Annotated in this window: 30 protein-coding genes and 1 tRNA gene; 8 read left to right on the plus strand and 23 right to left on the minus strand. The window is 65.0% G+C overall.

Annotation, left to right across the window (positions count from 1 at the left end; all coding sequences use genetic code 11):
* Positions 1–9 precede the first annotated feature (9 nt).
* From bchY to pufC, 8 genes are all read left to right on the plus strand, one after another.
* Positions 10–1626, plus strand: coding sequence for a chlorophyllide a reductase subunit Y (bchY, locus tag BXY53_RS09100; protein ID WP_119061505.1), 1617 nt, complete (start codon positions 10–12; stop codon positions 1624–1626).
* Positions 1620–3077, plus strand: a complete 1458-nt coding sequence (gene bchZ / locus BXY53_RS09105; protein ID WP_119061506.1) for a chlorophyllide a reductase subunit Z — start codon at positions 1620–1622, stop codon at positions 3075–3077. Before bchY ends, bchZ begins: the two co-directional genes overlap by 7 nt.
* 204 nt (positions 3078–3281) lie before the next feature.
* Complete coding sequence (locus BXY53_RS09110) at positions 3282–3521, plus strand: hypothetical protein (protein ID WP_119061507.1); 240 nt, start codon at positions 3282–3284, stop codon at positions 3519–3521.
* Positions 3522–3594: 73 nt separating this feature from the next.
* Entirely contained in the window at positions 3595–3819 is a 225-nt protein-coding gene (gene pufB, locus BXY53_RS09115; RefSeq protein ID WP_119061508.1) for a light-harvesting antenna LH1, beta subunit, read from the plus strand.
* A gap of 11 nt (positions 3820–3830) precedes the next feature.
* A complete protein-coding gene (pufA, locus tag BXY53_RS09120) occupies positions 3831–4016 on the plus strand; it encodes a light-harvesting antenna LH1, alpha subunit (protein WP_119061509.1) in 186 nt (61 codons plus the stop codon).
* Positions 4017–4158: 142 nt separating this feature from the next.
* Entirely contained in the window at positions 4159–4983 is an 825-nt protein-coding gene (gene pufL, locus BXY53_RS09125) for a photosynthetic reaction center subunit L (protein WP_119061510.1), read from the plus strand.
* A gap of 17 nt (positions 4984–5000) precedes the next feature.
* Positions 5001–5966, plus strand: coding sequence for a photosynthetic reaction center subunit M (pufM, locus tag BXY53_RS09130; protein ID WP_119061511.1), 966 nt, complete (start codon positions 5001–5003; stop codon positions 5964–5966).
* Positions 5967–5978: 12 nt separating this feature from the next.
* Positions 5979–7010 carry a photosynthetic reaction center cytochrome PufC gene (gene pufC / locus BXY53_RS09135; protein ID WP_119061512.1) on the plus strand — a complete coding sequence of 344 codons (1032 nt, stop codon included), beginning with the start codon at positions 5979–5981 and terminating at the stop codon, positions 7008–7010.
* 320 nt (positions 7011–7330) lie between these two features.
* On the opposite strand, the gene BXY53_RS09140 is transcribed toward pufC, so the two are convergent.
* The 23 genes from BXY53_RS09140 to BXY53_RS09250 form a co-directional block, all read right to left on the minus strand.
* On the minus strand, positions 7331–7789 hold the full coding sequence (locus BXY53_RS09140) for a hypothetical protein (protein ID WP_147361534.1): 459 nt from the start codon (positions 7787–7789) through the stop codon (positions 7331–7333).
* Between the two features lie 572 nt (positions 7790–8361).
* Positions 8362–9186, minus strand: coding sequence for a glycoside hydrolase family 108 protein (locus BXY53_RS09145; RefSeq protein ID WP_147361535.1), 825 nt, complete (start codon positions 9184–9186; stop codon positions 8362–8364).
* Between the two features lie 62 nt (positions 9187–9248).
* Entirely contained in the window at positions 9249–9455 is a 207-nt protein-coding gene (locus BXY53_RS09150; protein WP_119061515.1) for a hypothetical protein, read from the minus strand.
* A 31-nt stretch (positions 9456–9486) separates the two neighbouring features.
* On the minus strand, positions 9487–10287 hold the full coding sequence (locus BXY53_RS09155; protein ID WP_119061516.1) for a DUF2793 domain-containing protein: 801 nt from the start codon (positions 10285–10287) through the stop codon (positions 9487–9489).
* Positions 10288–10312: 25 nt separating this feature from the next.
* Positions 10313–11179 carry a hypothetical protein gene (locus BXY53_RS09160; RefSeq protein WP_147361536.1) on the minus strand — a complete coding sequence of 289 codons (867 nt, stop codon included), beginning with the start codon at positions 11177–11179 and terminating at the stop codon, positions 10313–10315.
* Positions 11180–11200: 21 nt separating this feature from the next.
* A tRNA-Gly gene (locus BXY53_RS09165) sits at positions 11201–11275 on the minus strand.
* Between the two features lie 23 nt (positions 11276–11298).
* The gene (locus BXY53_RS09170) at positions 11299–15348 is read right to left on the minus strand and encodes a baseplate multidomain protein megatron (protein WP_119061518.1); all 4050 of its coding nucleotides are present in this window, start codon (positions 15346–15348) and stop codon (positions 11299–11301) included.
* Positions 15349–15578: 230 nt separating this feature from the next.
* Complete coding sequence (locus BXY53_RS09175; protein ID WP_119061519.1) at positions 15579–16469, minus strand: DUF2163 domain-containing protein; 891 nt, start codon at positions 16467–16469, stop codon at positions 15579–15581.
* 1 nt (position 16470) lies between these two features.
* A complete protein-coding gene (locus tag BXY53_RS09180; RefSeq protein WP_119061520.1) occupies positions 16471–17814 on the minus strand; it encodes a DUF7483 domain-containing protein in 1344 nt (447 codons plus the stop codon).
* Positions 17802–18152: a hypothetical protein gene (locus tag BXY53_RS09185; protein ID WP_147361537.1), complete on the minus strand. Its 351-nt coding sequence runs from the start codon at positions 18150–18152 to the stop codon at positions 17802–17804. The genes BXY53_RS09180 and BXY53_RS09185 overlap by 13 nt, the downstream gene beginning before the upstream one ends.
* Positions 18153–18154: 2 nt before the next feature.
* On the minus strand, positions 18155–18559 hold the full coding sequence (locus BXY53_RS09190; RefSeq protein ID WP_119061522.1) for a phage tail fiber protein: 405 nt from the start codon (positions 18557–18559) through the stop codon (positions 18155–18157).
* A 211-nt stretch (positions 18560–18770) separates the two neighbouring features.
* Positions 18771–19214 (minus strand): NlpC/P60 family protein, encoded by a 444-nt coding sequence (locus BXY53_RS09195; RefSeq protein WP_119061523.1) that lies wholly within the window; start codon positions 19212–19214, stop codon positions 18771–18773.
* Complete coding sequence (locus BXY53_RS09200) at positions 19211–19843, minus strand: DUF2460 domain-containing protein (protein ID WP_119061524.1); 633 nt, start codon at positions 19841–19843, stop codon at positions 19211–19213. Before BXY53_RS09200 ends, BXY53_RS09195 begins: the two co-directional genes overlap by 4 nt.
* Before the next feature lie 138 nt (positions 19844–19981).
* A complete protein-coding gene (locus BXY53_RS09205; RefSeq protein ID WP_119061525.1) occupies positions 19982–20566 on the minus strand; it encodes a phage tail tape measure protein in 585 nt (194 codons plus the stop codon).
* Positions 20559–20774: a rcc01693 family protein gene (locus BXY53_RS09210; protein WP_119061526.1), complete on the minus strand. Its 216-nt coding sequence runs from the start codon at positions 20772–20774 to the stop codon at positions 20559–20561. Before BXY53_RS09210 ends, BXY53_RS09205 begins: the two co-directional genes overlap by 8 nt.
* On the minus strand, positions 20764–21084 hold the full coding sequence (locus tag BXY53_RS09215; protein WP_119061527.1) for a gene transfer agent family protein: 321 nt from the start codon (positions 21082–21084) through the stop codon (positions 20764–20766). The genes BXY53_RS09210 and BXY53_RS09215 overlap by 11 nt, the downstream gene beginning before the upstream one ends.
* A gap of 3 nt (positions 21085–21087) precedes the next feature.
* Entirely contained in the window at positions 21088–21501 is a 414-nt protein-coding gene (locus tag BXY53_RS09220; RefSeq protein ID WP_119061528.1) for a phage major tail protein, TP901-1 family, read from the minus strand.
* A 22-nt stretch (positions 21502–21523) separates the two neighbouring features.
* Entirely contained in the window at positions 21524–21925 is a 402-nt protein-coding gene (locus BXY53_RS09225) for a DUF3168 domain-containing protein (RefSeq protein ID WP_119061529.1), read from the minus strand.
* Entirely contained in the window at positions 21922–22320 is a 399-nt protein-coding gene (locus tag BXY53_RS14410) for an HK97 gp10 family phage protein (RefSeq protein WP_119061530.1), read from the minus strand. Before BXY53_RS14410 ends, BXY53_RS09225 begins: the two co-directional genes overlap by 4 nt.
* Positions 22293–22619, minus strand: coding sequence for a phage head closure protein (locus tag BXY53_RS09235; RefSeq protein WP_119061531.1), 327 nt, complete (start codon positions 22617–22619; stop codon positions 22293–22295). The genes BXY53_RS14410 and BXY53_RS09235 overlap by 28 nt, the downstream gene beginning before the upstream one ends.
* Positions 22616–23191 (minus strand): head-tail connector protein, encoded by a 576-nt coding sequence (locus tag BXY53_RS09240; protein ID WP_119061532.1) that lies wholly within the window; start codon positions 23189–23191, stop codon positions 22616–22618. Before BXY53_RS09240 ends, BXY53_RS09235 begins: the two co-directional genes overlap by 4 nt.
* Before the next feature lie 76 nt (positions 23192–23267).
* The gene (locus BXY53_RS09245; protein ID WP_119061533.1) at positions 23268–24530 is read right to left on the minus strand and encodes a phage major capsid protein; all 1263 of its coding nucleotides are present in this window, start codon (positions 24528–24530) and stop codon (positions 23268–23270) included.
* Complete coding sequence (locus BXY53_RS09250; RefSeq protein ID WP_119061534.1) at positions 24527–25126, minus strand: HK97 family phage prohead protease; 600 nt, start codon at positions 25124–25126, stop codon at positions 24527–24529. The genes BXY53_RS09245 and BXY53_RS09250 overlap by 4 nt, the downstream gene beginning before the upstream one ends.
* Positions 25127–25128 lie beyond the last annotated feature (2 nt).

Raw genomic sequence — 25128 nt, forward strand, 5'->3', positions numbered from 1 at the left:
AGCGCCGCAATGACAGAGAAATCGGCACACGACGACAGCACCCGCCACGGCGAAGTCATCTATGACGCTACCGCCGATGTGCAGGTCGAAACCGGATCAGCGATCGAAGGCCGCGACGCGGGGCCGGAAGCGACCGAGGTCAAGGATTCGGGCGACGGCATCGGCTGCCACGCTGGCGCGGAGGAGATGCGCAAGGCCGCCGAGATGGCTGGCAAGAGCGAAACGCTCGAACGATACGCCGAGGACTATCCAACCGGTCCGCACGACAAGCCGCAGAGCATGTGCCCCGCCTTCGGCTCCCTGCGCGTGGGCCTGCGGATGCGGCGCACTGCCACCGTGCTGAGCGGCTCGGCCTGCTGCGTCTACGGCCTGACCTTCACTTCGCACTTCTACGGCGCGCGGCGCACGGTCGGCTACGTGCCGTTCAACTCGGAAACCCTCGTCACCGGCAAACTGTTTGAAGACATCCGCGACGCCGTCCACGAGCTGGCGGATCCCGAGCAGTACGACGCCGTGATCGTCACGAACCTGTGCGTGCCGACCGCCTCCGGTGTGCCGCTCCAGCTTCTGCCCAAGGAAATCAACGGCGTGCGGATCGTCGGCATCGACGTGCCGGGCTTCGGCGTGCCGACCCATGCCGAGGCGAAGGACGTGCTCGCCGGCGCAATGCTCAATTACGCCCGCAACGAGGCCGAGCAAGGCCCGGTGCAGGCGCCGAGCAACCTGGAGACGGAACGGCCGACCGTCACGCTGATCGGCGAGATGTTCCCGGCCGACCCGATCGGCATCGACCAGCTTCTGCAACCGCTCGGGCTGGCGGCCGGCCCGGTCGTGCCCACGCGCGAATGGCGCGAGCTTTATGCGGCGCTGGACTGCGCCGTCGCGGCGGCGATCCACCCGTTCTACACCGCCAGCGTGCGTGAGTTCGACAAGGCGGGCCGTCCCATCGTCGGCTCCGCGCCGGTTGGTTATGACGGCACGGCGGATTGGCTGAGAGCCATTGGCGAAGCGGCCGGCGCTTCCGCCGAGCAGATCGCCGCGGCGCAGAACGCCGCCCTGCCCGGCATCCGCGAAGCCCTCGACAACACCCCGATCAAGGGCCGCATCACGATGTCGGGCTACGAAGGCTCGGAATTGCTGGTCGCCCGGCTGCTGATCGAAAGCGGCGCGGATGTCCGCTATGTCGGCTCCGCCTGCCCGCGGACGCAGTGGTCGGACCCGGACCGCGAATGGCTCGAAGCGCGCGGCGTGCGCGTGCAGTTCCGCGCCTCGCTGGAGCAGGACGTGGCGGCGATGGAAGAGTTCGAACCCGACCTCGCCATCGGCACGACGCCAGTCGTCCAGAAAGCGAAAGAACGCGCCACCCCGGGCCTCTACTTCACCAACCTGATCTCGGCGCGCCCGCTGATGGGCCAGGCCGGGTGCGGGTCACTGGCGACCCTCGTCAACACGGCGATGGGCCAGAAGCAGCGGTTCGACGGAATGAAGGCGTTCTTTGAAGGCGTCGGCGAGGGCTACAGCTCCGGCGTGTGGGAAGACACGCCGCAAGACCGCCCTGACTTCAAGAAGAAATACGCCCGCAAGCTCGCCAAGGAACTCAAGGATCAGGAGGCGGTGGGATGCTGATCCTCGATCACGACCGAGCCGGGGGCTACTGGGGCTCAGTCTACGTCTTCACGGCGATCAAGGGGCTACAGGTCGTCATCGACGGGCCCGTGGGCTGCGAGAACCTGCCGGTGACCTCGGTGCTGCACTACACCGACGCCCTGCCCCCGCACGAGCTTCCGATCGTCGTCACCGGCCTGGCCGAGGAAGAGCTGGGCCGCGAAGGCACCGAAGGCGCGATGAAGCGGGCCTGGGACACGCTCGACAAGGACCTGCCGTCAGTCGTCGTGACCGGCTCGATCGCGGAGATGATCGGCGGCGGCGTGACCCCGGAAGGCACCAGCATCAAGCGCTTCCTGCCGCGCACCATTGACGAGGATCAGTGGGAGAGCGCCGACCGCGCCATGAAGTGGCTGTGGACCGAGTTCGGCCCGAAGAAGATGCCCAAGCGCAAGCCGCGCAAGGAGGGCGAGAAGCCGAGGGTCAACATCATCGGCCCGATCTACGGCACCTTCAACATGCCCTCCGATCTGGCTGAAATCCGCCGGCTGGTGGAGGGCATCGGAGCGGAAGTGAATATGGTGTTCCCGCTCGGCAGCCATCTGGCGGATATCGCCAACCTGGCGCAGGCGGACGTGAACATCTGCATGTACCGCGAGTTCGGCCGCCAGCTTTGCGAGACGCTGGAGCGACCCTTCCTGCAGGCGCCGATCGGGCTGGAGTCGACCACGCTGTTCCTGCGCAAGCTGGGCGAGCTTCTGGAGATCGACCCGGAGCCGTTCATCGAGCGCGAAAAGCACACCACGATCAAGCCGCTGTGGGATCTGTGGCGTTCGGTGACGCAGGACTTCTTCGGGACCGCAAGCTTCGGCATCATCGCGAACGAAACCTATGCGCGCGGGGTGCGCAACTTCCTCGAGAACGACATGGGCCTGCCCTGTCACTTCTCCTATGCGCGCAGCGCGGGCCGCAAGCCTGACAACGAGGCCGTTCGCCGCTCGGTCCAGAACGACACGCCGCTGATCGTCTTCGGCAGCTACAACGAGCGCATGTATCTCGCCGAAATCGGGGCGAAGGCGATGTATATTCCTGCCTCGTTCCCCGGCGCGATCATTCGCAGGCATACCGGCACGCCGTTCATGGGCTACGCCGGCGCGACCTATCTCGTGCAGGAAGTCTGCAACGCCCTGTTCGACGCACTGTTCCACATCCTGCCGCTGGGTACCGACCTCGACAAGGCGGAGGCGACACCATCGCGGTTGTCGCGGAACGAAACCCGGCCGTGGGACGAGGACGCCCAACAGCTTCTGGACGAATACCTCGCGCGCGAACCCGTCCTCATCCGCATTTCAGCAGCCAAGCGGCTCCGCGACCAGGCCGACAGGGACGCCCAGCTCTCAGGCGAACAGCGGGTCACGGCCGAACGCGTCGCCAAGGCGCTCGAAAAAGTCAAAGGGGGGCAGGCGGCATGACATCCAACGCCCAGTCACCATGCCCTCTTCACCAGCTTTTCGCCCCTGCGTTCGCGCATCCGGCGTGGTCCGGCCACGCGGCGCGGCTAGGCGAAAAGAAACGGACCGTTGCATCCGCCACGCCGGTGGAATCGGTCCCGGCCTGCTCGACTGCGAGCGTTTCAGGTTATCGCTCGAATAACCGGCAAAGGGAGACTTGAGAAAATGGCCAACGCGATCAAACACGACAGTTCAAAACTGACTCTCAGGCGGCAAGAGGCTCGAGAGTCCCGGCTGTTGTACTGGCTGTGCTTCGCCGTCTTCCTTGTCATCGTTGTGTTTGCCCGGCTGCTACCTGGCAGGCACCGCGAGAGCGGGAACGGGCTGGCGGGCGTCCGCCGCTCCGTGTTTGCCGAGGCGCGCGCCTCAGCAGGGACGCTGATCCCGTTCGCATTCATGAAGTAGGCCGGTCCCGTGACCACCCCTCGGCGGCGCGGCGGTCCTTTCATCGTCGTCCAACAAGAAGAGAGAGACGCACATGGCTGATAGAGACAAGTCCTTGTCAGGACTAAGCGAAGACGAGGCGAAGGAGTTTCACAGTATCTTCGTGATCAGCTTCATTGCCTTTACCGTCATCGCGCTGATTGCGCACTTATTGGTGTGGAATTGGCGTCCTTGGGGTTGGGCGCATATCGAACAAGCTGGCGCTCATATGAATGATGCCACGCTTGCCGTCGCGCAAGCTGCGCAATTCCTGGTCTAAGGAGGACTATCATGTGGCGCATTTGGCTTATCTTCGATCCGCGCCGGACCCTTGTGGCCCTGTTTACGTTCCTATTCGTGCTGGCGCTACTGATTCATTTCATTCTGCTCAGCACGGAACGTTACAACTGGCTGCAACCCAAGCCGGCGGCTCAGACGAGCGCGGTGGAAATCACGCTTCCTGAGCATCTGGCGTAGCGGTCAGGTCTGCCCGGCCCGAAACACGGCCCGCCGAACACCCCTTCGGTCCGGTCGCTCAAGGCCGGGCAGACGGCTTTGATGGCGCTAACCATCTGGCGTCAGGCGTCTTCCCGAACGTTCCTGACCTGAGGATCGGAAAATGGCATTACTGAATTTTGAGCGCAAATATCGCGTACGCGGAGGGACGCTCCTGGGGGGAGACTTGTTCGACTTTTGGGTCGGTCCCTTCTATGTCGGCTTCTTCGGCGTCCTGACGATATTCTTCTCGGCGTTGGGAACACTGCTCATCCTGTATGGCGCATCACTCGGCCCAACCTGGAATATCTGGAAAATCAATATCGCTCCGCCCGACATCAGCTACGGCCTTGGCTTCGCACCGCTGGCCGAAGGCGGGCTTTGGCAGCTCATCACGATCTGCGCGATCGGCGCATTCGTGTCGTGGGCCCTGCGTCAGGCCGAGATCGCCCGCAAGCTGGGCATGGGCTACCACGTCCCCTTTGCGTTCGGCGTGGCGATTTTCGCCTATGTAACGCTGGTGGTCTTCCGCCCGCTGCTGCTCGGCGCATGGGGGCACGGCTTTCCCTACGGAATCTTCAGCCACCTCGACTGGGTATCGAACGTCGGCTACCAGTACCTCCACTTCCATTACAACCCGGCGCACATGCTGGCGGTGACGTTCTTCTTCACCACCGTGCTGGCGCTGTCTCTGCATGGCGGTCTGGTGCTCTCGGCGACGAATCCCGGCAAGGGCGAAACGGTCAAGACCCCGACTCACGAGGACACGTTCTTCAGGGATTTCATCGGCTATTCGATCGGCACTCTCGGCATCCACCGGCTGGGCCTGTTCCTGGCGCTGAACGCCGGCTTCTGGAGCGCTGTCTGCATCATCATCAGCGGTCCGCTTTGGACGCGCGGCTGGCCCGAGTGGTGGAACTGGTGGCTCAACCTGCCGATCTGGGCCTGAGGGGGTAGGAGACAGTTATGGCGGAATATCAGAATATATTTACCCAGGTTCAGGTCAGGGGGCCGGCCGAATACGGCGTCCCTCTGCCTGAAGAGGATGAGCCGCGCACAGGCCAACCCTTCTTCCAGTACCTGATCGGCAAGATCGGCAATGCCCAGATCGGCCCGATCTACCTGGGCTGGCTCGGGGTTTCGTCGCTGATCTGCGGTTTCATCGCGATCGAGATCATCGGCCTGAACATGTGGGCCTCGGTGAACTGGGACCCGGTCGAGTTCGTCCGGCAGCTTCCCTGGCTGGCACTTGAACCTCCGGGCCCCGAATACGGACTACAGGTCTTGCCGCCACTCAACGAGGGCGGTTGGTGGCTGATTGCCGGCTTTTTCCTCACGGCCTCGATCCTGCTGTGGTGGGTGCGCACCTATCGCCGGGCGCGTCAACTCGGTCTGGGCACCCATGTGGCCTGGGCCTTTGCCGCGGCAATCTGGCTCTATCTGGTGCTGGGCTTCATCCGCCCCATCATGATGGGAAGCTGGAGCGAGGCAGTCCCCTTCGGGATCTTCCCGCACCTCGACTGGACGGCGGCCTTCTCGATCCGGTACGGCAACCTCTTCTACAACCCGTTCCACGCGCTTTCGATCGTCTTCCTGTATGGCTCGACGCTCCTGTTCGCCATGCACGGCGCGACAATCCTCGCGGTCAGTCGTTATGGGGGCGAGCGCGAGATCGAGCAGATCACAGATCGCGGGACGGCAGGCGAGCGTGCCGCATTGTTCTGGCGCTGGACGATGGGATTCAATGCCACGATGGAATCCATTCACCGCTGGGCGTGGTGGTTCGCGGTCCTGACCCCGATCACTGGCGGAATTGGCATCCTGTTGACCGGCACGGTGGTCGACAACTGGTACTTGTGGGCGGTTAAGCACGACTTCGCGCCGGAGTATCCGCAAGTCATGCCGCCGGTCACCGACCCGGCCGCGCAATAGGAGGCGTCGCTCATGAAACTCGGAATCTCCGTAGGTCTGGTCATTGTCGTGATGTTGACGATCGCGATGATCTTCTCACCCGACTGGGACAGGCCACCGATCGACGTCGAACAGGTAGGCTACCGCGGGACCGCCATGGAGCACCTGACGAACCCCCGTCGCGCGGAGGCCAGGCAGGACATCAATCGGGTGCCCCCAGAGCCCTATCCGCTGGAGTCGACGGAAGGCGACCGCGCCGGCGACTTCTACGAGAACGTCCAGGTCCTCGGTGACACGAGCGTGGACCAGTTCAACCGGCTGATGGCAGCAATCACCGAGTGGGTCGCCCCTGCGGACGAAGGCTGTAACTACTGCCATGCGGAAGGCGAGCCGCTGTCGTCCGACTCACTCTATACTAAGGTCGTTTCGCGGCGCATGCTGCAGATGACCCAGCACATCAATGCCAACTGGACGCAGCATGTGGCTGATACCGGGGTGACCTGCTGGACGTGCCACCGCGGCCAGCCGGTTCCGCAGAACATCTGGTTCAAGGATCCACAAGAGAAAGGGATGCAGGCCTTCGTGCAGGCGCGGACCGGACAGAACCGGCCGCAAGAAACCGTTGGCCTTTCGTCCCTGCCCTACGAGTTCCAGGAGCAGCTTGCGACGGAAGATCCTCAAATCCGGGTCATCGCGAACCGTCCGCTCCCAACTGCTGCTGGCGGCGCGTCGATCCAGCAGACCGAGTCCACCTACGGTCTGATGATCCACATGTCCGAGTCGCTCGGGGTGAACTGCACCTACTGTCACAACTCTCGCGCGGTGGGCGAGTGGAGCCAGAGCACGCCGGTGCGCGTGAATGCCTGGCATGGATTGCAAATGGTGCAGAACCTCAATATAGAGTATCTGGTTCCGCTTCGCGACACCTATCCTGAGAACCGGCTTGGCCCGCTTGGCGACGCACCGAAGGCCAACTGCGCGACCTGCCACTATGGTGTGAACAAGCCGCTTTACGGCGCACAGATGGCAAAGGATTATCCATCGCTGACGCCGGCGAGCCAATAAGGACAGAAGGTGCGAGGCTGATGCCTCGCACCTGACGTCAACGAAACTTCTGGCGTCCGCCAAGGCGGGCGCTTTTTTCTTCCGGGGCAGTCGGCGAATGCAAGACGGGGCCCTATCAGGCGGGTTCTAACGCCTCCCCATCCGCCGTCAGATCCAACACCTGGACGGGCGCATGAACGGCTGGACGCTTTTCCTGGCGGGCAGCGCGATGCAATGCAGATGACCACGCAGTTGATGGCGTGAGCCGGTCGTTTGAGAACTTGGCTCGTCAGGACTCGCAATGTGCACGGCGGGTTGGTCCGGTAGGATCGGGGCGCACGCTAAGAACGTGCTGAGCGATCGCGCCGGTTTCCTTCCTCCGATCCGGAACATTCCCGCAGAAACAGCAACGGCCCGATAAGCGCCGTAGCCTCGAACTCGTTTGCCCATGCGGGCGCCTGATCGTGCGGGTGCACACGGCTGGCCCCGTTGGTGGGATCGGGGAGCAGTCCGTCGAAAACGAGCGAAACGCAGGCAAGCGCTTGCTGGAATGCCATCTCGTCGTGCTGCGGATCGGCCTGGCCGTTGCCTTGTACCTCAGCAGGCCGAGGCGCGTCATCCGCCCCGACATCTGCAAGGAGCGATCGGCTGAGTTCGCGGGCCTCCGCGGGGTCCAGGATGATCTCGTCGTCAGCAGCATGCTTGGCGCGTTCAACGTTGTTGCGAAGCGTCCAGGCAAGAGCAATCAGTTCTGACTGGCCGTGGGTGTGACTACATTTCAGGATGGCTTCCGCGAACATCTCGCGAATAACCGACTCTAGGCTTGCAAGCATGTTGGCCCCCCGGTGCCGCGTTCGTGGCCCTTCTCTAGCCTTCTCGATACTATTGGTTACCTCTCGTTATAAAATCCACATGCCACTGCGACAATGATCGAATCACGAATTTCGTTCAATTTTTATGTACCGGCGATGGTATACAATCTGTAGCCGCGGGCGACTTGGCGCCCGGTGCCGGATCCCGGCAAGCTTAGGGTGGGATGGGGTAGCAGTTTCAAAATTTGTGATAGGCCGCCGGCGCGGCTCCGCACCATACGTTACTCGTCGCTGTTCAGGCCGGCTATACGGCGAAATTTTTTGATATTTATCAATAAAGACCTTATCTCTCGTTGATACATTGGGGGTCGCCCGCTATGTCTTGTCAAGCGCGGGGCGACGGTTCTCCGAAACGCTGCGCGATTTGCAGTTTTCACCCCACCCGTAAAAGGCTCGTTGGGCACGTCTACGGGCAGACGTCGCGCTCAAACCTAGCCCGGAACCATCCGCGAAGGGCCAGCAGGGGAATGACCGCTGGCCCAAGGAGGTTGGCCGCACGCTCAACCCGAGTTGTCGGTTTCGCGCCTGACCGTTGGCTTCCGCTGAGCCTGCTCGCCTTCTTCGCCACCGGTACCATCACGCATGAGCATGGCGACGACGCCCGCGACCGACGCCACGGCGCCGAAAATCTGGTCCCACTCGTTCTCGCTGAGGCCGAAAAGGCCGATGCCCGCCAGGAACGCGGCCACACCGGCGTATGTGGACGGCTCCCGCAGTCGGTCGATCAGGAAAATCATCAAGGGCTTCTCCATGTCGTCAATCCGCTTGTCTGGGGGGAATTGCGTTGACGTCGGCCTGCGCTTGTCCGCTTCGAAAATGAGTGCCTGGGATGCGCTGTGCGCCGCCATGAGCCGGCGCGACCAGCCGAGCCCAAAGGTTCGGAAAAGCCGGCTCAGCCGGCCATACGCATGCATCCGCCGCGCCATGAACGCATTAAGCAGCGCCATTGAGTCGGCCGCCTGCGCGGCACGCAGCGTCACCGGCCCGATGATCCCATCCACGCTGACCTTCAGGGCACTCTGCAGAAGCCGTGCCGCCCGGCCGGTGCCCTGATTGACACCGCCATCGAACAGGGCAAGGTCGATGCCCGCCGGCATCTCGTCGCAACGCAGGGGGTCCCAATAAAATCGGCGATAGATCTCGCGCGCGGTTTCCACCTCCAGCGCGCGCACCTCCGCCTTGGACACCGGACGCCCCTTGAAACGCGCCAGCGTCGCCCGTGTGATGCCGAGATTGGTTGCGCCGCCGGGGTCGTCGGGGTGATCCACATAGCCGCCCTCGAAGTCGAGGACATGACGCAGCGCCGTTTCGAAGTTCTCTTTCAAAGCGTGGCTCTCGAAATGAAAAAGCCGCCCATCAGGCGGCACAGGCACGAATTTGGCGTCGATTACGCGTCAGGGTCGCGGTCGCGCTGACGATCACGCAGGAAGGCCCACAACCGGGCCGAGGCCAGCGCCAGGCCGAGCACCAGCGAGAGCGTGGTCAGCAGCTCGTTCAACTTGGCCAGCCATGGTGCCCAAGCTGGCGCCGATATCAGACCGCCGGCAATCAGCGTATCCTGCGCCTGGTGCGTGAGGTCGACTTTCTGAGACATGCATCTCCGTTGTATCGTTCATTACAACAAATCAGGCGACGGCTGTGCCGTCCTTGATGCGCTTCCATCCACCGCCATCGGAATAGGCGACTTGCGCGCCGTCCGCGTCATCCCAGACCCAGATCAAGCGACCCGCCGGCGAGACCGGCGGCAGGCTCGACTTGGAATAGGCCTTGAGACCAAGCGGCTGTTCCATCGCCATCTCGCCATCGGCGTTGCCGATCTTGAACGAGGTGAAAAAGCTGGTCCCGTCCGAGACCTTGAAGCTGAGATCGTTGTCCCCGATCAGCCCGAACTCGCCATAGGTCGTGAAGCCCTGCTGAAGCTGGAACGAGACCGTGTCACCGACGGCGGACTTGTTGCCCTTGAAGTTGAAGTTGTCCACCTCGGCATTGAACAGCGCCGCTGGCGCCGTGACCGAGAGACGGTTCGTGGTATCGGCGGTCGCGTTCACACCGACCAGCCCGCCAGAGGCCGGGTTGAGACTCGCCACATTGCCCGCGTCGATCCACTGCGAGCCATCCCAGACGACGAGCACGTCCTCGTCCGCAACCCAGCAAAGCCAGCCTTCACGGGGTGCGAGGAAGGCCCACGCGCCGTCCTGCCAGGCGGCAATGTTGAGGTCCTTGCCCGACCAGTCCCCGGTTGCCCCGGACGCGGGAATGTAACGGTCGCCGTCGCTCGGGCTGGCTGGCGGGCTGGTCAGATCCCGGTCCAGGACCGAGAGTTGGACCGCGGCGTCGAGCACGCGCAGTCCATCGTTGTGCGTGACGTGCTTCTGCGCCTGCGCCGCCTCGATATAGGGAAGCACAAGATTTGGTGAGTTCGGCATAACGGCCCCCTAAACCGTGTTGCCGTTAAGTTCTCACCTGTTCGCTTTTCGTTGTCGAGGCCGGAACCGTGCCGTTGAGCACATCGGCGGCGTCATCCATAACCTTTTGAACCGTGATGCGCCCGCCGTCCGACAACGCCGCCTCGGCTCGAGCAAGAGACGGGTCTATCCGCGCGGCGCATTGCAGGACCGCAAGGGTCCGCGCCAGATGGTGGCGCAAGAGCGCGGCCCAGAGCAGGGCCTTCACCTCGCGCTTGCGCTGCTCGCCGTGCTGGCGCTCATACTGCCGCACGGTCGTGAGAAGGCCGGTTCTCGAGGCGTTGTCCTGCCCCCCGGACATCTCCCGATAGCACGCCGCGTCCTCGGCAATATCGCTCGGGACATACCACGGGTCCCCCGGATCGGCCCCGTCGCCGTCGCCGTGCTTCTCCGGGTCATAGGGGACCTGCTCGAGCAGACCGCAGGCCACCGCGATCTCCTGGAAATCGGCACCATCAAGCTCGAGGCTGTCGCGGAAATGCTCGTGCATCCGCAGCCAGAACGACAGGAACGGCCAGAGGAGCCGCTGGACCTCGCCAAGCTCGATCCTTGCGCCGACATCGGGGCCTTCGGCCTTGCCATCGGAACCCCCCAGCGCCGCGCGCAGACGCCGGTTCTCCGCCTGAGCGTCCCGGAGTTGCTGGCGAAGGGTCTCATTCGCCGCCTTGACCATATCCATGTCGCGCAACACCTTCGCCATCCCCTCGGGAATGTCGTCCTGTGCCGGCCCGCCTTTGCGCTGCCCGCTGCTGCCCTGATTTGGCGGATTGCTGGGCGGGCTGTCCGGCCCGCCTTCGGGTTGATGCCCCTTGCCCATCCAAGGCAACGGCCCGCGTGAATAACCATCCCCCATGTTGTGCCTCCTGCTTTCGTGTGGAGCGGACAGCGGGGATTGAACCCGCGACCTACGGCTTGGAAGGCCGTCGCTCTCCCACTGAGCTATGTCCGCTTATTACGGAAATTCTCCGTAATCTAGACCGTCGCCGCGCGCCCGACGCCGCGCCCGACGATCTCGCTGATCTGATAGACCACCACGTCCACGCTCGACTGGGCGGCCCCGAAATCCGCCGCCTGATCCGCCGCGCTGTAAACCACGCTGCTGGTGGTGGCGGTCAGCGTGCGCACCACGTTGCCCCCGTCGAGAACGTCGATCTCGTAACTTTCCGACGGTTCATTCAGCGGCACAACAGACGGTTCCCACGCATCCCCATTCACGCGCGCCCGGCGTATCCAGGAGATGGTCAGGTTGCCGGCCCCGTCGCGCTCGCCCTTGACATGCACCGGCGAGAACGGCTTGAGACCGCGCCCGGTGAAGGCGTGCTGGACCGTGGTATAGGCGAAGTTGTCGAGCGCCACCGGGCTTGGCCCATAGCGCCAGTAATACGGCAGGCCGATCTCGTCCTGGCTCATCTCCACTTGGACCTGCCCGCCGTCGAGCAGCACCACGCGCGCGCCCGCCGGGACCGGATCGGCCATCGCGTCCTCGGTGCCATACTGGCCCCGGAGCAGATAGGTGAGGTCATACACCCCTTGCGAGACAAGCTGGACATCGCGGAACTGCAACACTTCCCAGTTGCCGCTTGCCCCTTCCACCGCAAGGGTGTTGGCCCCGTCGAACAGCGCAAGCTCCGTCACGCTCTCGAGCGTCACATCCGGCGAGAACAGCTTCACCCGCAGGATGTTGCCCCGGTCAAACCGCGAGGTCGGGCCGGAGTAAAGATCGGTCTGGGTCTCGCCAACGGTTGAAGGCGTGGCAACCCGGCTATTCAGGGTGAAGCCCGTCGTCGCCGGCGAGCGGTAGAAGTCCACCCCGCCGAACGGGCTGGAGAACGCCGCCACATAGCCCGCGTGCGGCACCTCGTTCCCGGTGATGAGCGGCAGGTCCATAAACGCCACCTGCGGCGGGCCATACACGATGCCGACTTGCGGCGCGCTGGAGGCATCCGGCGCGTCCAGTTCCTCGTAAATGCCCGCCTCATAGGTCAGCGCCTCGACTTGCAGGCTTTCCGCCTGCGTCACCCGCGTGATCCGCGCGGGCAGGTTGCGCGCGCCGGTGCCCACCGTGATGACATCCCCCGGCTCGGCGGCCATCATGGACGGCGGCAGCGAAAAGGACAGCCGCTCGCGCGCGGCCCACTGTTCCCGGAGCAGCTTCTCCGCTGCGGCGTACATCACCGACTGGCGCGCGGCAGCCGGCAGCGAGACCGAGGACACCCGGTCCGAGGCCCCGGTCAGTTTCAGGGTCTCGACGCTGGCGCTCTCGTAATCCCCTTCCGCGTCGAAGTAGCTGATCCGCGCCCTTCCGGGAAGCTCGGTCTCCTGCGCCCGTGTAACGCTCACACGCGGGGCTGTACGGGAGGTTTCCACCACGCCGTCCTGATCCACCGCGCCAAGGCTTTTCGCCTGACCACGGGCGCGCAACTGGATTGTGCCGCCGCTTTCGACTGTATCGAGAAAGAACGTGGTCTCGAGCGGTTGCAAGGCATCGCGCGGCGACATGTTGCGCTCGATCACATAGCCCGAGAGGTCGCCGGACACCGTGGGAATGGTGGCCCCGGTGAAGCCGTAGTCCTCGAGCACCTTGCGGATGGCCTGAGACACCGGCGCATCGGAGGCCCGGCCCGTGATCCAGTGCCCGAACTTCCAGTTTTCACTATCCGACCACTCGACAAGGTAGGCCCCGAGGCCGAGATCGAACGGCCCTTCCATGTCAAAACTGCCCCCATACGGGAACGCCGGATAGGGGCGCGCATCCCAGGTGTAGATGAACACCTTGTTGAGATCGACCATGCGCCCGGAATACTGGCTCGATTGCGGGTTGTTCGCCTCGTCGAAATCCGGGTCGTTCGGGTCCCACCAGGACAGGAACGCCGTGAGGTGCCGGCGCTGTATCAGGTCGTCCCGTGTGCCGTTCGAGTAATAGGGAAGCTGGCTCTCGCTCGACTTCGGGTCGTAGAAGACGTTCGGCTGGTTCGACCCCTTGTCCACGGCGGGACAGCCCAGCTCCATCATCCAGAATGGCTTGCTCTCCGGGACCCAGGCGGTCGGGGTGCTGTTTTCCACCGCGCCTGGCCGGTCATAGTGCTGGTTTTGCCACCACGACTTGATGTCCTTGTACCGATAGACCCACGGCTTGTTGTAGGTGCTATCGGTAATGTCGGTGCGGTTCTGGGCGTCCCGGTCCGCCTTCGAGGCATAAAACCAGTCATAGCCCTCGCCACCGGCGATATTGCCCCGGAGATAATCGAGGTCATAGATCGAGGGCGTGCCGGCCAGATAGTCCAGATGGCTCTCGCCGTCGCGCCAGTCGGACAGCGGCCAGTAATTGTCCACCCCGATCGCGTCGATATTCGGCGAGGACCACAAGGGGTCCAGGTGGAAGAACACCTCGCCTGACGGCCCGCCGAAACGCGAGGTCTGGTAGGCCGCAACCTCGGTCCAGTCGGCGGCATAGGTGACCTTGGTGTTGGGGAGGACCTGTTTCACATCCGCGGCAAGCTGCACCAGCGCGTCCACGAACGGGAAGGCGTTGTTCTGGTCCCGAACCCATGTGAGATAAGGCTGCTCGGTCCCGATCACGAACGCCTCCACCGGCGTGCCGGAGATAGTCTCCGCCGCCTTGGCAAGATGGGCATAATGCAGGATGAACCGGCGATACGACCACTCCGCCGGCCCGGAGTAGAGCACTTCACCGTTCGAGATCGAGAAGTCCGAGACCTGACAGGTGCCAACGAAGCTCTCGATCTGCGTGCGCGCGGTCGCGGTCTGGTCAACACTGCCGGTCGCGCCTGGCGCCGGGTCGCAAGTGATCCGCCCGCGCCAGGGATAGACCGGCTGGTCGCTCGCGCCGGTGTAAGGGTCTGTCAGCCCGTTGTTCGCGGGCACGTCCATGAGCAGGAACGGGGTGATGACGGGTTTCAGGCCCCGGTCCTGCAAATCCACCAGCGCGTCCCGCACGGTGCGATCCGCAGGCGTCCCGCCATAGGCGACCGATCCGTCAGGCTTGCTGCTCACGACCGGAACGTCGTTCCGGTCCAGCCCTTGCACGCGCCACGAGAACGGTTTGGTGTCCTTGTCGTCGTTGTCCACCTTCGGGCGGATGTCGCAGCGATCCGCGCGCAGATCGTCCCCGAACCACGACACGAACAGGCTCACCGCATCCACGTTCGAGATCGTGTCCTGGAGGTTGTCGAGCGAGACGGCCCAGTCGGTGCCGGGCTGGCGGGTGTTATTGTTGGTGTTGCCCCAGAAGCCGGCGCCGAGATCGCGCAGAACGGTCACGTTCGGCTCATAGACGAACTCGCTGGCTGCCGGGATCATGCACACCGCGTGGATGTCTTTCTCCAGGTCATCGACGGGCCGGAACACCTCGACATTCAGTTGCGGGATGCGGTTGCCGAAATCAGCAAGCGGCATCCGCTCGAACACGATGTAGGCAAGCCCGCGATAGGCCGGCGCGTTGCCCGCGCCTTCCTTGGCCTCGATCAAGCTGTCCGGGGTCTGGGTCTCGGTCCCCTTGTAGACACGATAGGTGAATTGGGAGAGGTCAATCTCGTCGCCATCGGCCCAGACCCGCCCGATATGGCTGATCTCGCCCTCGCACAGCCCGACGGCGAAGTTGGCGAAATACTTGTAGACCTTGCCGCCGCCGCCGCTGTCCGAGGAGCCGAGGCCCTTGCCAAGCACGGAAGGGCCGCTAGCCCCGCCGCTTTCTTCGACCACCTCTTCCAGGTTCGTGGCCCAGATCACTTGCGTGCCGATGCGGGCGCGGCCATACACGCGCGGGATCGCCGCGCCCTCGGTGGAGGCGGTGACCTGTAGATCGTCCAGCCGCGAGGCTTCAACCGCCTGGGCCTGCCCGCTCGCGCCGAACAAGGCGTTGTCGATAAATGCGCCGGCGACCGTACCCACGGCGCGCCCGATGGCCGCGCCGCCGATGGTTGCGCCGAGAACGGAAACCCCAGCCGGCAGCGCCGCAGCCCCCACCGCCGCGCCGGCTGCGCCCAAGACTAATGTGGCCATTACGGTTCGTGTCCTGATTCTTTGCTGATTCGGCAGACATCCGTCCGCCGGTTACGCGGCTAAGCCGCGGGGCGCAGTCGCGCCCTCAGCCGCGCCTTTGGCGCGTCTGGGGTGCAAAACGCGGTCGTGGGAACCTCCGCTACAGCGCGGCTTGCCGCGCTGAGCCCGCAGCCGCGGGCCGGGCCGTTGGCCCGCAACCGAGCCACGGATGTGGCTCGGACAGCTAAAAACTAATTCATACTCCCGCCGTCATTCTCCGGGTCGCCCGGATCGGGCGTGCGAACGACAAAGTTGTTCCCCGGAATGTGCGGGAAGCCGCGAAAGTTTGCCACGTTCGAGAACTTGTCCCGGCAGGTTGTGAACTGCTTATCGCAGCCCGCGCGGATCGTGAAGCTGTCCCCGATGGCAATGCCGCCCGCCGGTGTCTGCCACAGCCCGATCGTGACCGTCCCGCCGGTGTTGGTGTGGAGCTTCACCTCCATCTTCTGGCCGGCATTGTTGCCGCTATCCCATGTCAGGAAGCCGCGCGTGAACCAGCCCCCATCGAAGCTGTCCAGCCCCGAGGCGGTGAAGCGCGCGCCGGTCAGTGTGCTCGCCACCGTGCCCGCGCCTTTATAGGTCGCGCTGTCGAGATCAACCCCGCAGCGCGCATCGCCCAGATCGGCGTCACATTGGCGCTGGTAGACCCGCCCCTGCGTCTGGTTCAGCAGATGCGCCAGCCCACGGATTTCCGCCACGAAGGCCCCGTCCTGGATCGAGACCTCGCCCAGATTGCCCTTGCGCACCAGCACGCGCTCGGACACATCGGCCCAGTTGACGCGCCAGACCTCCACCACCGCGTTGTCATAAAGCCCCTTGGCGAGATCGGCCTCGTTCAGGTGCCCCGATTGCAGCGCGCCCTCGGCCTCGAGGTTGTCCACGGACAGCCCCACCGAGGAGGCGATTTCGCTTGCCGTGAACCCGCTATCGGCTTCAAAGGTGGTGCCGTCGAAGCTGAGGTCCCGGTCATGGTCGGTGAAGCCCAGCTGGACACCATCCGTCCGGGTCAGGCGCCAGCACCAGCAAAGGGTCGTCGCGCCGGTGTCCAGATGGCTTTGCAGGCCGTCGGGAATATCTCTCATCTCACGCCCATGCGAAATACCGATAAACGTCACCCGACCTGTTCGCCTGCCCGGTGTCCACGGTGAACCCGTCCGCATCCATCGTGAAGCTGGCATCGCGCCCTGGGTCGTCCAGTCGGATCGCCTCGTCCGGGAACATGTTCTCGTGGATGATGAACACACCATCCCCATCCACCGCGCGGATGAGCACAAGCGACGGCGTGAAGCCAAGCCCCGTGATCGCGTTGCCTGATCCGCCCGAGCCTGTATAGGTGCCCGTGTGGAAGCTGCCCGAGACGTTCTCGCTGCCGAACAGGTAAAGCGGCGCGCTGCCCGAGGACGGGTTCCAGAGCGCATCATTGCCGAGCGTCACGTCGCTGGCCGATCGCGCCTGTAGAGCTTCCGTTTCCGCGCCCTTGGCCGAACCGAAGCTGCTGGCCGCTTCGCCGCCTTCCGTCCAGGGATAAAGCCATTCCCCTGTGCGCTCGCCATCTTGTTTGATGACCGCCCAGATCGGCGATGTGCTCAGATTATGCGGCACGACCTGACCGCTGGTGCCGTCATTGGCCTTGTCGATGACCTCGAACTGGTCGCCCATCTTGAAGCAGACCGCGGCCATGAAATAGCCGCTGGTGTTCACACGGTCCGACGAGCCGAGCGTGAAGCCGTCCGCATCGAAGGAGGTCACGGCATCGGCATCGTCAATCGTGAACTCCAGCCAAAGGCTGTCGTTCTCGCTCGGCGTCCAGAGCCGGCCCGTGCCAAGCGCCACGCGATCCGCGATGTAGGTTATCTCGCTGACGGCGTCGCGCTTGTAGAACAGGATGAAATCGGGCTGGAAGCCGACACCCGTGATCGACTGGGCCGCGCCCGAGCCGGAATAGTTGACGACGGCAAACTGCATCGGGTTGCCGGCGGCCTGCGCGGTGATGTCGCCGGCCAGGTCCGCCGTCGCGTTCATGGTGGCGGACAGGTCGAACGCGGCCACCTGGTCGATGTCGCCGGCCAGCGTGCCGGATGCCGAAAGCGTGGATGCGAGCGCATGATCCTGCTGCAGATCGACGCCCGCCCCTGCGCCGGCATCGAGCGCCGCGACGAGGGAATGCGATTGCAGCAGATCGGGGGCAAGGTCCGCCGCAGCCGCGATATCGGCGCTCAAATTGGATATCGCCGTGACGAGCGGGCCGCCGGCGAAATCGCCCGCGCCGCTCATCAGCGCGGCGAGCTGATGCTCCTGCAGCGCGTCCGGCGTGAGAGCGGCAGCGACCGCTAGGTCAATGCCGAGCAGCTTTGACAGGTTTTCCGGCGCGGCCGGATAGGTGATCACGCGGCGCGGCTCGCCGTATGTGACCGTCAGCCGCCCCATGCCGTCACCCCGTCGCGAATGTTCACCGTCCCGCGCGCGGCCGTGAGCGCGAGCCCGTCGATCTCGATCAGCAGGTCGAAGCGATACAGCCCGGGCGCCACCGCGGCCATTGCCTCGCGATCGACCTCAAGCTCAAATTCGCCGGCCGCCGCGTCGGTAACGGTCAGGCCGTCGCCGATCGCAAGCGACAGCGCGTCATTGCCGCCGCGGTCGCGGACATCCATGCGGATCTTCGCGCCGGTCAGACTCAGATTGCCCCCGCTGGCGTCGATCGCCTTGAAAGGCTGGCGCCAGTCGGCGTTCGTCGCCGCTTCCAGGTTCAGGGTCGTCATGCCCACCTTTACGCGATAGCGATTTTCAGGTCACCAGCAGGGATTTTGACCGGATTGCCGGCCGTGATGGTTTGCGTCCCGCCGGTCAGCACGTCAGACGCGAGCAGAGTGCCCCCGGAGGCGCTGTCATAGATCGCGATATGCGAAACGGTCGCGCCATTCTCGGCGTTACCGAAGTCGATATCCGCCGTGGACGCGCTCTCGCCGGTGGTCGTCGTGCCCGCGGCTTCCATGCTCGAGGTGATCGCCACGCGCCCCGCCGAGCGGATCGTCGTCGTGACTTCGGTTCCCGCGGCCTGCGGGTCGCCGTCGAACAGCGCCACATAGCGGCTGCCCGCCGCCGGAAGCGGATCAGACTTGCCGATCACCCAATCAACAAGCTGGTTCAAGATTCCATCTGCGATATCAGGCATGTGTGTCTCCTGTTTTGTTGCTGTCCGCCGGACATCCGTCCGGCGGTTACGGCCCCCGGGCCGGCGCGCGGTCGCGCGCTCAGCGCGCGCGCTGTAGGGGAGGTTCCCACGCAAGCGATGAGCACCCCCAGACCCGCCGAAGGCGGGGCTGAGCGGCCGACTGGCCGCCGCGGCTTAGCCGCGTAACCGGGCCGCGGATGCGGCCCGGACGCTAAAAACGAAACACCGCAACAATCTTGCGGCGCCACCAATGCGACAGGTTGATCTCGGCGACGCCGACGCCTTCTTGCGCGTGGATCATGCGCGTCGGCTCGCCCGCCGTCGTCTCGCTCACAATCCCGGCGTGTTTCGCGATCGCGCCGGGCTTTATGCGAAAAATCAGCACGTCGCCTGGCAGGATCGCATCGCCATCGTGCAGCTCGCGCAGGTGCCGCCGCGCCGCCGCCAGCAGCGTCTCTTCGCTACGCATTTCGCCCCAATCGCGCGAATAGGCCGGTGGCGTTTCGGGTTCGCGGCCCATGACTTCGGCGTAGACGCCGCGGATCAGGCCGAGGCAGTCGCAGCCCGCCCCCTTCACCGCGGCCTGATGATGGTAAGGGGTGCCGAGCCAGCCGCGCGCGGCCGCGACGACTCGTTGGCCGACAGTGCGGGTCACAGCCGCACCTCCACGATCGGAATGTTCGGGATGTGGCCGTGCGAGAAATGTTCGAGGCTCACCGCCAGCCTGTCCGTGTCGAAGCGGACCGGAACATCAAACACGAACCCCGCAGTGATTCGTGCGCCATTCACGGGCGGGCTGGCGAAGGTGACGACGCCCGCTGCATGGTCGACCGAGAAGTCCGCGCCTTCCACCTGGTCGATTCCGTCCACAGCGGCCAAGACGGTCCCGGCCACTGGCTTCGTGACGGTGCGGCTCCAAGGCGCGAAGGACGAGCCGTACGTCTTGCGCAGCTGGAAAGTATCGGTGTGGCCGTCGCCGTTGCCAATCTCCTGGTCCGTCGCAGAAGGCGTTTGTAGCGGCGGGCAGGACTTGTAATCCGCCCAATCCTTCCAGCGGAAGGCGTGCAGACGCCCGCGCCGCTCCTCGAAAAACGCGATGACCGCATACAGATCATCGACACTGCGGATGCCATACCCGGCGTCGTAACGCCGGCGGCTATCGGCCCAGCGCTGATTGCGCTCCTCGTGTCCAGAGCCAAGCGTCACGATTTCCGTGCGCCGCTCAGGCCCGCCCGAGGCGCCGCGCGAGATATCAGGGGGAAAGCGAACGTCGTGAAAGGCCATTTTTACCTCCCCAGCGCATCCGCGCGGCGAAATTCGTGCTAAGCGCGGTACCAAATCTTCGGGTGACGGCACATATCCGTGCGCCGTGTTTGCGTGCTTGCTGCCCTTCGCGCTGAAGGGCGTCCAGTTGAACCGCCATCAGAAATTTCTCTGTCCGCGGCTCACCGCCCGCGCGATCTGCGCGCTAAGTTCTCCCTGGTTTTGCCGGAAGCCATCAATGTCGGGGGTGGAGATGTTGATGGTGATGTTGGGCGATGGGGACGCCCCTTCCGCGCGAATACCAAGCCGGCCGTCGCGCCCGCGCGCCAGCGGCAGGATCGCCTCCGGCCCGGCCTCGCCGGCGACGCCCGTCCGACCGCCGCGTAGTGGAAAGGCAACCGGCGCGCTGATGACGCCGCCATCCGCGAACGGCACCGGCATCGCCTGTTGCAGGATACTGCCCCGACCGAACGGCACGATATTGCTCGCCAGCCCCGAGAACGCGCTGGCAAAGGCGCCTTCAATCGGTGCGAAGGCAGAACGGAACGCCATGCGCGAGAGGTCCAGGGCGAGGTTCTGCAGCACGTCGCGCAGCCCCGCGCCGTCCAGCGCAACGCGCTCGAACGACCGGCCCAGCCGGCCCGCGAAGCGCTCGCCCAGCGTCTCCAGTTCCTTCAATTTCGCGCGCGCATCCTCCGTGCGCGCCGAAACCTCGACAGCCAGATTGGCAACCGTTTCAGTCATCTGATCCTCTGTCCGGGAAGCGCGCCATCAGCGCGGCAAGGCTGTCGCGGCTCATCGGTGTCGTGGGCGCGCCGCCGGTCAGGCCGGAAATTGCGCGCGCCAGCTCAATCGGCGTCATCGACCAGAATTCGCCCGGCGACAGCCGCAAGACGCCCAGCCCGATCGCCATCGCCTCCGCCCATGGGAACGGGCGCGGCTTATCGCTCATCGGCCGTGCCGAAGGTCGCGTTGAGGAGCCGGGCGACGATATCCACATAGCCGCTCGCCCCGCCAGGAACGGGCAGCGCCGCGACCTCGTCATCGCTGATCTCGTTGCCGGCCCCGCGCAGGCCCGCCCCGATGATCCGGAGCGCGTCGCCCGCGCTGATCCGCCCCGTCTGGAAGCGCTCGGCCAGCGCCAGCATGTCCGTCTCGCCGAAGGCATGCTCCAGCTCGGCCAGCGCGCCCAGCGTCAGGCAAAGCGTGTAGGGCCGGCCGCCGAGCACGGCTTCGATCTCGCCGCGATGGGGATTGACCATGGCTTACACCGCCGTGAAGTTGAGTTGCCCCGCCGATTCCAGCGACAGCTCGAAGGTCATCTCGCCGTCGTGCTGGCCGGCATATTCAAGCGTCGTCACCTGAAACGGCCCTTCAACCGTGCCGAAGTCGGGCACGATCACCTGCCAGTTGGCCTGCGTGCCGCCGAAGAAATAGCCGCGCACGATCTCGTCCGACTGCGCGTCCTTGAAGACGCCATTGCCGGAAATCCGTGCGCTCTTCACACCCGCCCCGGCCAGCAGCTCGCGCCACTGTCCGGCGGATTCGGTGTTGGTGATGTCGACGGTTGCGGCGTTAAAGGCCAGCGTGCGGGCGCGCAAGCCCGCGACGGTCTGGAAATTGCCGGCACCGTCGCTGTCCACCTTCAAGAGAAGATCCTTGCCCTTCTGGGCACTCATCGGTCGCTCCTCCTTTGCTGGATCAAGTCGGTTCGGTCACGGCGCGGAAGCGCGCTACGCCGTGATAGGTTTCGCCGTCCTCGTCGCGGCGCACCTCGAAGGATTGGCAGCGCAGGTTGACGAGCTGCGCGCCCTTGAGACTGAGTGCGGCGTCGTGCAGAACCGCGCGCACCGCGTCGATAACCTCGAAGGCTTCGCGCTTGCCCGCGTAGCGCGACCAGACATGCACATCGAGGCGGTGCTCAAGCCCTGTCTCGGTGCCCGTGCTCCAGTCGCTGACCGCGGCGGTGCCGAGCGTGATAAACGGGAAGTCGGCGCTTTGGGGCACGTCGTCATGGATGCGCGACCCGCCGAGAAGTCCGATCACGCTCGCGTCGTTGCTCAGCGCCGCGTAAACCGCGCGCTGCAAGGCCCATGCGCTCATGACTGGCTCCCTGAGCTGCGGCTGCGGACCATTCGGCCCAAGGCTTGCCGAACCCTTGCAAGGATGGGCGGGCGGGCACGCTCCAACGCAGGTTGAAGCCAGGGCCGCTGCGCGCGGCGAAGCGCGCCAAACTCGCGGAACCACGCAATCGGCGCCTTGGACACAACGCGATATGACAGCGGCCGCCCGCGTTCGACCTGAAGCGAACGCGTCAGCGCGCCCCCCTCGTCATCGCCCTGGAGGGCCTCGCGCGCCTCATCGCGCACCTGCTCAGCGCCGGCGCGTAGCGCGCGGTCCAGCCCCTCGGTCTGGTCCAGCCGCCTTGAAAGCCCGCACAACCCGTTTCCCTGCGATCGGGCCGTCAACCTCACAGATCGCGCTCCTCGCATTGGCATTTCAGGAAGCGGCGGCGACCGTCCTCATCCAGCACCGCCCGGACATGGAAGCACCGTTCGCCGAGACGGAAGCGCATCGCCGGCGTAACGTCGTCGCGATAGCGGATGGTGACCTCGACCCGACGTTCGCCCGCGACACGGTCCGCAAGCACTGCCTCCTTGCCCGAGCGCGACATGACCGCCGCCCACAGCTCGGCGACCGGCTCCCATGTCTCGGCCGCGCCGCCACTGTCATCAGCCGCGCGCACTGGCCGCTCAAGCGCGACCCGGTGGCGCAACGCCCCGATCGGTGTAGTCACAGCCGTACCGCCCTGTACGGCGCAAGCAAGTCGGCGACGCCATGGGGCAGCGCATCCGGCTCCTCCAGCACGACCGGCTCGCGCTGCTCATACCAGTGCGCAACAAGCATCAGGAGCGCCTGACGGATCGGCTGCGGCACCGTTTCCGGCGTATCGCCATAACCGGCCGTCACCGCGATCTCGATGCCGTTAACCGGCCGGCCGGGCATCGGCCAGACCGCGCCGGCATGGCGCACCAGCCGCGGACGCAGCGACGACAGGTCGACGAGATAGCTGCTTTCGGGGACGGCCTGCGCGACGTCATCAGCGCCGTACACAGTCACGGAATCAACGCTTTGCAGCGGCCCAAGCGGGATCTCGACGCGCCCATCCTCCGGCCAGCGGTCGAGGAGCAGCTTCCAGCTCTGCGTCACCATCGCAATGTCCAGCGCGCCCTCGATATGCAGCCGCGCCGCGAGGATAAGGCTGGCGACGACCGGGTCTTCGACCGCGCTGTCGATGCGCAGGTATTGCTTCGCTTCGGACACGCTCACCGGCTCGCGCGCCGGCGCGGAGGTCAGCACAAGCGGCATGGTTCACCCCGTTTTGCTTGATGCGAAGAATGGGCCGCGGCGGGGAGGAAGCGCCGCGGCCCGCCCCCGGCTCGCCTTAAGACGTGCCGAACTTCAGCAGCTTGATCGCGCCGAAATCCTGCACCCCGCCGCCGACGCGTTTGGTGGTGTAGAACAGCACGTAGGGCTTAGAGGAGAACGGATCGCGCAGCACGCGGATGCCGATGCGGTCCACCACCAGATAGCCGCGCTGGAAGTCGCCGAAGGCGATAGCCGTGGCATTCGAGCCGATGCTGGGCATATCCTCGGTCTCGACGATCGGGAAGCCGAGCAGCATCGGCCGCGCGCCGGCCTCTGTCGCCGGCTGCCAGATATAGTTGCCGTCGCCGTCCTTGATCTTGCGCACTTCCGCCTGCGTGGAGCGGTTCATCACCCAGGAGGCGTTGCCGCGATAGCCGGCCTTGAGGGTATAGATCAGGTCGAACAGCGCATGTTCCGGGTCGGTGCTGGCGAAATCGCCGTCGACGCCCGTAGCAATGTAGCCGATACTGCCCCAGCTCCAGGAACCGTCGGCGACCTGCGTGTAGTCGAGAAAGCCCTTCGGCTTGTCGGTCCCGTTGCCGCTGACGAAGGCCGTGTTCTCCTGCGCGGCAAAGGCGATGCGGACCTCGTCGGCGATCCATGCCTCGATGTCGACGGCGGAGTCGTCGAGCAGCGTCTGGGTCGCCGCGGGCATGGCATAGAGTTCCATCGTCGGGAAATCGAGCTCTTCCAGCACCGGCGTGTTCGTCTCGCTGCGCGCCCCGGTCTCTGCGACCCAGCCCGCTGCCGCGCCGGTGCGGGCGAAGGGCTTCTTGTAGGTCGCGCTCGACACCTGGCGGTTACCGGCGATCGCGCGGATCGGGGACACCTCGGTCAGCGCGCGCATGATCGTGCTCTCGACCTCGGTCGGCACGGTATAGCCGCCGTCAGCGCCGGAGCCGGCGGATAGCGCCTTCTGCTCCAGCGCGCGCAGGCTGGCCGTCTCGCCGGCGCGAACATAGCTTGCGAAGGCGGCCTTGTGCTCGCTCACCAGGTGGTCCGCAGCGGCGCTCCCTTCCCTGGGCGGGCGGGCCGCCTTCAGAGCAAGCTGGTCGACCGTGCGCTTGTGCTCGTCGAGCGCGCGGTTGATACGCTCAAGCTTGTCGGTCGTCACGACATCGGCGGCCATGCGCTGCTCGATCTCCTGCAGGCGCTGGTCATTGCTCTCCTTGAACGCCTCGAAGGCGCGCATGAATTCGTCAAAGGCCTGCGCCATCTCGACGGCGGACACCTGCGGCTCCGCCTTGGTTTCGTAGTCGGGACTGTATGTCTCGCTCATGCTCTCCTCATTTGCGTGGGCTGACAGGATGAGTGCCGGGACGCCTGCCGCAGGCCCGACGACATCGTCTGCAGTCGCCTGGCGACGCCGGCTAACGCCGTTGCGCCGGCCTGCTCGATGCGGCTGACCTTGGCGCCCGGCAGCATCGGGAACGTCACAACCGAGATTTCCCAGAGGTCGATCTCGTGAAGCCGGCGGGTGCGCAGGCGTGGATCGCGGTCGGCGCGCACGGTGCGAAAGCCGATCGACAGCCCGTCCAGCGCGCCCGCCCGTAGCATCGCCGCGACTTCGCGTGCGCGCATGACCCCGCCGATCAGCCGCCCGCGCACATAAAGTCCGCGCTTGTCTTCGCGGATCTCGTCCCAGACCCCGATCGGCTGGGCCGGGTCGTGCTGGAACAGGAACCGGACCTCGCAGGGGCCACGCCGGCGCAGGCTTGCGGCGAACGCGCCGGGCATGACGACGTCACCGCCATAATCGGGCACGCCGAACAGGCTGGCGTAACCCTCCACGCGCCCGTCGGTTTCGCTCACGCGCACAGACGCACGCTCGCGCCGGTGCCGCGGCTCCGCCCGCTTGATAGCCAGGTTTTTCATGG

Source organism: Dichotomicrobium thermohalophilum (assembly GCF_003550175.1).
Classification (GTDB): Bacteria; Pseudomonadota; Alphaproteobacteria; order Rhizobiales; family Rhodomicrobiaceae; genus Dichotomicrobium; species Dichotomicrobium thermohalophilum.

Bases quoted from the DNA above. Each gene is read 5' to 3' on its own strand.
- BXY53_RS09220 (WP_119061528.1), bottom strand. From the start codon at position 21,501: ATGAGTGCCCAGAAGGGCAAGGATCTTCTCTTGAAGGTGGACAGCGAC.
- BXY53_RS09150 (WP_119061515.1), bottom strand. From the start codon at position 9,455: ATGTCTCAGAAAGTCGACCTCACGCACCAGGCGCAGGATACGCTGATT.
- BXY53_RS09245 (WP_119061533.1), bottom strand. From the start codon at position 24,530: ATGAGCGAGACATACAGTCCCGACTACGAAACCAAGGCGGAGCCGCAG.
- pufA (WP_119061509.1), top strand. From the start codon at position 3,831: ATGTGGCGCATTTGGCTTATCTTCGATCCGCGCCGGACCCTTGTGGCC.
- BXY53_RS09110 (WP_119061507.1), top strand. From the start codon at position 3,282: ATGGCCAACGCGATCAAACACGACAGTTCAAAACTGACTCTCAGGCGG.
- bchZ (WP_119061506.1), top strand. From the start codon at position 1,620: ATGCTGATCCTCGATCACGACCGAGCCGGGGGCTACTGGGGCTCAGTC.
- BXY53_RS14410 (WP_119061530.1), bottom strand. From the start codon at position 22,320: ATGCCAATGCGAGGAGCGCGATCTGTGAGGTTGACGGCCCGATCGCAG.
- BXY53_RS09250 (WP_119061534.1), bottom strand. From the start codon at position 25,126: ATGAAAAACCTGGCTATCAAGCGGGCGGAGCCGCGGCACCGGCGCGAG.
- BXY53_RS09205 (WP_119061525.1), bottom strand. From the start codon at position 20,566: ATGACTGAAACGGTTGCCAATCTGGCTGTCGAGGTTTCGGCGCGCACG.
- BXY53_RS09155 (WP_119061516.1), bottom strand. From the start codon at position 10,287: ATGCCGAACTCACCAAATCTTGTGCTTCCCTATATCGAGGCGGCGCAG.
- BXY53_RS09240 (WP_119061532.1), bottom strand. From the start codon at position 23,191: ATGCCGCTTGTGCTGACCTCCGCGCCGGCGCGCGAGCCGGTGAGCGTG.
- BXY53_RS09170 (WP_119061518.1), bottom strand. From the start codon at position 15,348: ATGGCCACATTAGTCTTGGGCGCAGCCGGCGCGGCGGTGGGGGCTGCG.
- bchY (WP_119061505.1), top strand. From the start codon at position 10: ATGACAGAGAAATCGGCACACGACGACAGCACCCGCCACGGCGAAGTC.
- BXY53_RS09225 (WP_119061529.1), bottom strand. From the start codon at position 21,925: ATGAGCGCATGGGCCTTGCAGCGCGCGGTTTACGCGGCGCTGAGCAAC.
- BXY53_RS09215 (WP_119061527.1), bottom strand. From the start codon at position 21,084: ATGGTCAATCCCCATCGCGGCGAGATCGAAGCCGTGCTCGGCGGCCGG.
- BXY53_RS09210 (WP_119061526.1), bottom strand. From the start codon at position 20,774: ATGAGCGATAAGCCGCGCCCGTTCCCATGGGCGGAGGCGATGGCGATC.
- pufB (WP_119061508.1), top strand. From the start codon at position 3,595: ATGGCTGATAGAGACAAGTCCTTGTCAGGACTAAGCGAAGACGAGGCG.
- BXY53_RS09180 (WP_119061520.1), bottom strand. From the start codon at position 17,814: ATGGGGCGGCTGACGGTCACATACGGCGAGCCGCGCCGCGTGATCACC.
- BXY53_RS09190 (WP_119061522.1), bottom strand. From the start codon at position 18,559: ATGCCTGATATCGCAGATGGAATCTTGAACCAGCTTGTTGATTGGGTG.
- BXY53_RS09200 (WP_119061524.1), bottom strand. From the start codon at position 19,843: ATGGCCTTTCACGACGTTCGCTTTCCCCCTGATATCTCGCGCGGCGCC.
- pufM (WP_119061511.1), top strand. From the start codon at position 5,001: ATGGCGGAATATCAGAATATATTTACCCAGGTTCAGGTCAGGGGGCCG.
- BXY53_RS09140 (WP_147361534.1), bottom strand. From the start codon at position 7,789: ATGTTCGCGGAAGCCATCCTGAAATGTAGTCACACCCACGGCCAGTCA.
- pufL (WP_119061510.1), top strand. From the start codon at position 4,159: ATGGCATTACTGAATTTTGAGCGCAAATATCGCGTACGCGGAGGGACG.
- BXY53_RS09160 (WP_147361536.1), bottom strand. From the start codon at position 11,179: ATGGGGGATGGTTATTCACGCGGGCCGTTGCCTTGGATGGGCAAGGGG.
- pufC (WP_119061512.1), top strand. From the start codon at position 5,979: ATGAAACTCGGAATCTCCGTAGGTCTGGTCATTGTCGTGATGTTGACG.
- BXY53_RS09175 (WP_119061519.1), bottom strand. From the start codon at position 16,469: ATGAGAGATATTCCCGACGGCCTGCAAAGCCATCTGGACACCGGCGCG.